This window comes from Streptomyces sp. NPDC007917 (assembly GCF_042959105.1).
Taxonomy (GTDB): domain Bacteria; phylum Actinomycetota; class Actinomycetes; order Streptomycetales; family Streptomycetaceae; genus Streptomyces.
The window spans coordinates 436,585-441,658 of sequence record NZ_JBIBKK010000007.1; the positions used below are offsets into that span (position 1 = coordinate 436,585).

At 75.5% G+C, this 5,074-nt stretch carries 1 protein-coding gene; it reads right to left on the reverse strand.

What is annotated here, in order from left to right; all coding sequences use genetic code 11:
- Positions 1-49: 49 nt before the first annotated feature.
- Entirely contained in the window at positions 50-5,071 is a 5,022-nt protein-coding gene (locus ACFZDL_RS17015) for a beta-ketoacyl synthase N-terminal-like domain-containing protein (RefSeq protein ID WP_353593312.1), read from the reverse strand.
- Positions 5,072-5,074: the final 3 nt, after the last annotated feature.

The following is a 5,074-nucleotide window of genomic DNA, read 5'->3' on the forward strand; positions in this document are numbered from 1 at the left end:
ACGAATCCCTTCCTCGTCCGTTCCTGGTCCCTTCTTCTGCGTCCCGGGATCAGTTGGCGGACATGGCGCGGGCGGTCTCGTCCGGCAACTCGTCGATCCTTTCGATGACCTCCGCCTCGACGAGCGCCGCCATCTCAAGGACGGTGGTGGCCGTCATCAGCTCCCGCAGCTCGAGCTCGAAGGGGAGGTTGTCGTTGAGCCGGGCCTTGATGCGGGAGGCCATGATCGAGTCGCCTCCCAGGTCCTGGAAGGTGTCGCTCTCGCGGACCTCCGCCACCCCCAGGACCTCCTTCCACGCCTCGGTGACCAGGCGCTCGATGTCGTTGTCCGGCGCGGTGGCGGGCTCGGGGGCGGTGGCGGGTACGGGTTCGGGGGCGGATACGGGCTCGGGCTCGGGTTCGGGGGCGCTCGCCTGTACCGGGGCCGGGGCCGGGGCCGGGGCGGGCTCCGGGGCCGGGGCTACGGCAGGGACGGGGGCGGGGGCGGGGGCTCGGTCGGGGTCGGCCGGGAGCCCGTCGCTCTCGGCCAGCAGCACGCTCTCCGAGAGCCGGTCCTCGCGCAGCGGCATCCCCGACAGCACCCGCATCCCGCGGAAGCCGTTGCGCTCCATGGCCCGCCGCCACATCGGCACGCTCAGCAGCGGCGAGCCCGGCAGCCGCTCGTCCTCGAACGCCCACCACCCCTCCAGCAGGCCGAAGGCGATGGTCAGCAGCTCGTGCAGGCGGGTGATCTCGAAGAGCGCGAGCAGCCCGTTCGGCCGCATCAGGGACTTGGCGTGGGCCAGGGTGCGGTCCAGGTTCCGGGTCGCGTGCAGCACATTGCTGGCGATCACCAGGTCGACCGACCCGGCCTCGAAGCCCTGGTCGAGCGGCGGGCGCTCGATGTCCAGCTGCTTGAACTCCACGTACCCGTGGCGCCGGTACTCCTGGGCGCCGTACTGGACGAAGCTGCTGCCCAGGTCGGTGTAGAGGTAGCGCAGCCGGTCGGCGTACGGGTCGAGGGCGGCCAGCACACCGCGGCTGGTGCCGCCGGTGCCCGCGCCGATCTCCAGCACCGTCACCCGGGCCCCGGGGTCGCGCTCCAGCCGGGTGCGCACATAGGCGGTCGCGGCGCGCACCATCAGCTCGTTGGTCTGCTGCTGGTTCTTGTAGATCTGGTCCATCAGGTCGAAGGAGCCGCCGGGGAACAGCACGTCCAGGGGGTCCCGGCGGCCGGTGAGCACGTCCGGGTAGGCGCGCACGCACACGTCCAACACCTTGAGCAGGCCGTCGTTGTCCGGGGCGCGCTCCAGCAGGGCGCGCTTCTCCCCGGCCAGCTTGTCCACCTCGGCCTGCAGATCGTGCTCGTCCACCGGGGCGGTGACCACGTCGTCGCCGTCCAGGTGGACATAGCCCGCCTCGGCGAGCAGCCCGAGCAGGGCGTCGAAGAGCCGGTGGTGCTGGGCCGCGACGGCCATGCGGTCGCGCAGCGCGGCGCGGCCGACCCGCTCCCCCGCCACCCGCAACGCGCCCATCTCCCGGAAGGTGCTCAGCAGGGAGACCCGGCAGATGCGGCTGAGCGCGGCCACCGTGTCCTGGTAGGCGGCGAGGTCGGCGAGACCGGCCTCGACCTCGTACACGCGCGGGCGGGTGGCCGTGGCCTCCTCGACGTCGGACAGCAGGGAGGGGGCCGCCGGGGCGGAGCGGGGCTGCTGGGGCAGGTCGCCGGTGGGCGCCTGGGTGAGCGCGTCGGTGAGCACGTCGGTGATCCAGTAGCGCTCGCGGGCGAAGGGGTAGGTGGGCAGCGGGACCCGCGCCGGGCGGGCCGGGTGCAGCAGGTCCCACGCGACGGGTACGCCGCTGACCCACAGCTGGGCGGCTTCGGTCAGGTCGCCGCCGCGCGCGGCCGCGCGGACCAGCTCCGCCGCCTCGTCCCCGGCGACCAGCGCCCTGGCGTTCGCGGCCTCGGCGGTGCCGGTGTTGCCGTGGAACGTCGTGGGCGAGGCCGCGCCGTTCAGGTGAGCGGTCAGCCCGGCCGCCAGCTCGTCGAGGTCGCGGGCCACCACGGCCAGCCGCTCCGGAAGCTGCTCACGGCCGGTCAGCAGGGTGTACGCGATCTCGTGCACCGTCGGCAGCTCCCGGGCGGGCGCGGCGGGCTCCGGGGCCCGGCCGGGCTCCGGGCCGAGCTCGCCGAGCCGGTCCGCGTGCTCCTCGCACAGATGGCGGGCCAGCGCGTCCAGGGAGGGGTGGCGCTCGGCAGCGGTCGGCGCGAGCACCACCCCGAACTCCCGGCCGATGCCCAGCAGCAGCCGGGCCCGCGCGATGCCGTCGAACCCGGCGGCCACCAGATCGGCGCCGGCGACGGCCTCGACGTCCCGGACGGGCCTGCCGAGCACGCGGGCGGCGACGGCGGCGAGGCGTTCCCTGACCCGCTCCTGGGCGGCGGAGCCGGTCCGCCCGGCGGGGGCGGCGCCCGCGACGAAGTCCCGCAGCCGCTCCGCGTACGCGCGCAGCCGGCCGGCGTCCCGGGCGGACAGCACCACCAGCGCCGGGCCGACGGGCGCTGGAGAGGCCGGGCGCGTCCGATCGCCGCGGTACTCCTCCAGGACCACATGCGCGTTGGAGCCGCCCGCGCCGAAGCTGCTGACCCCGGCGCGCAGCGGCTGCTCGCGGCCGTCCACGACGGGCCGCCGCCACGGGCGCAGCTCGGTGTTGACCTCCAGCGGCGTGCCGGAGAGGTCCAGTTGGGGGTTGAGCGGGGTGGCGTGCAGGGTGGGCGCCAGCTCCTTGTGGCGCAGCTGCAGCAGGACCTTGGTGACCCCCGCGATTCCGGCGGCGGCCTCGCAGTGCCCGATGTTGGACTTGACCGAGCCCAGGGCGCAGGAGGTGCCGTCCCGGCGCGGGCCGCCGAGCGCTTCGCCGAGCCCCGCGACCTCGATCGGGTCGCCCAGCGCCGTACCGGTGCCGTGGGCCTCGACGTAGCTCACGGACCGCGGGTCGACCCCGGCGTCCCGCAGCGCGGCGGTGATCACCTGGCGCTGCGCCCGGGGGCTGGGCACGGTGAACCCGCCGGCCTTGCCGCCGTGGTTGACGGCGGTGCCCTTGATGACGCCGTGGATGTGGTCGCCGTCGCGCTCGGCGTCCCGCAGCCGCTTGAGGAACAGCACCCCGACGCCCTCGCCGGGGACCATGCCGTCCGCGCCCGCGCCGAACGCGGCGCAGCGGCCCTCGGCGGACAGGAACTCGCCCTGGCTGAGCACCAGGTACTTGTTGGGGTGCAGGGACAGGTTGACGCCGCCGACGAGCGCCGCGTCGATCTCCCCGGCGCGCAGCGCGCGGGCCGCGAGGTGGAGGGTGGTCAGCGAGCTGGAGCAGGCGGTGTCGACCATCATGCTCGGGCCGTCGAAGTCGCAGACGTAGCTGACCCGGTTGGCGATGGACGCGCCGCCCGCCCCCAGGCCCACCCGGCGGCCGTCGGGCCCGGTGCGCTCTCCCGCCAGCAGCGGATAGTCCTGGAACATCACGCCCGCGTACACGCCGACGCTGCGGCCGCGCAGGCTGTCGCGGGTGTGTCCGGCGTCCTCCAGGGCGGCCCAGGAGTGCTCCAGGAACAGCCGCTCCAGGGGGTCGATGGCCACCGCCTCGTTCGGCGCGATGGAGAAGAACAGCGGGTCGAAGCGGTCGGCCTCGTCGATGAAGCCGCCGCGGTCGCAGTAGCTGTAGCCGAGCTGCCCCGGCCTGCCGCCGCCGTAGGGCCGGTGGTCGAAGCGCTCCGGGGGGATCGGGGTCACGCAGTCGCGCCCGGTGCGCAGGCTGTGCCAGAACGCGTCGAGGTCGGCGCCGCCGGGGTAGCGGCCCGACATGCCGACCACGGCGAGGTCGCCCTCGGCGGGCGGGGACGGCACGGGGGCGGGCGCCGTGGCGGGGGCGGGCGCGGGGGCGGGCGTTGCGACGGCCGCCGGCGCGGGCGGTGCCACCGGCGCGGGCGGGGGCGTGGGTGTGGTGGGCGCGGGCGCGGCGGGCAGCCGGGGGGCCAGCCAGGCGGCCAGGTCCTGGACGGTGGTGTGCTCGAACAGCAGCGTCGGTGGCAGGGTGGCGTCCAGCCGGTGCTGCAGCGCGCTCACCACGCGCAGCAGCGCGGCCGAGTCGAGCCCCATCTCGTAGAACCCGGCGCGGACGTCCACCGCGCCCGGCGCGACGCCCAACTCCCGCGCCAGCAGACCGCGCAGCAGCTCCTGGGCGTCCTGCGGCTCCGCAGCTCGACTGGATGCGGCGGGGGCGATGGCCGGGGTGCGCTCGGGCTTGCTGGTGAAGCCGCGCAGTTCGGCGATCTGCCGGCCGTGTGTGTCGTAGTACTCCACGGTCAGGGTGAGCAGATCGTTCTCCCGGCGCACCGAGTCGGCCGGGATACGGGCCAGACACCGGCCGGTGAGCGGGCCCGCGGCCCGGAACGACTCGTAGCACAGCGGCAGATACAGCCCCGCCCCGCCCGTCTCGCTCGCGTGCGCGAACCCGGCGGCGACGGCGCCGGCGTCCAGCAGCGCGGGGTGGGCCAGGAACTCGGCAGCGTCGGGCAGCGCCTCGGGGCCCAGCTCCACCTCGACGAGCACACCGGCCGGGGAGCGGTGGACGCGGCCGCGGGTCTTCATGGCGCCGCTGTGCGTGAGCTCCCGCTCGCGGCAGCGGCGGTAGACCTCCTCCAGGTCGGTGACCTCCTCGGCCGCGGCCCGCTCGGCGGCCGGGTCCAGCACGCGGTCGAACGGGGCGGGCGCCACGCGGTGCACATCGGCCGAGGCGTAGCCGACCGGGGCCGCGGCGCCGGCGGGCCGCCCGGTCACCTCCACCCGCCACACCCCCGGCGTGGCCTCCTCGGCGGTGACCGACAGCGGGACGGCCTGGTCGCGCCCCACCACCAGCGGCGCGTAGATGCTCAGATTGCGCAGCTCCAGTTCGGTGAACGGATGCCCGTGCCGGGCGATGACCTGGAGGACGAGGTCGACATAGGCCAGGCCGGGCAGCAGCGCCTGCCCGCGCACCACGTGCCCGGCGACGAGCGGGTTGCGCTGCGTGAGGTCGAAGTGTGCGGTCAGCAAGGC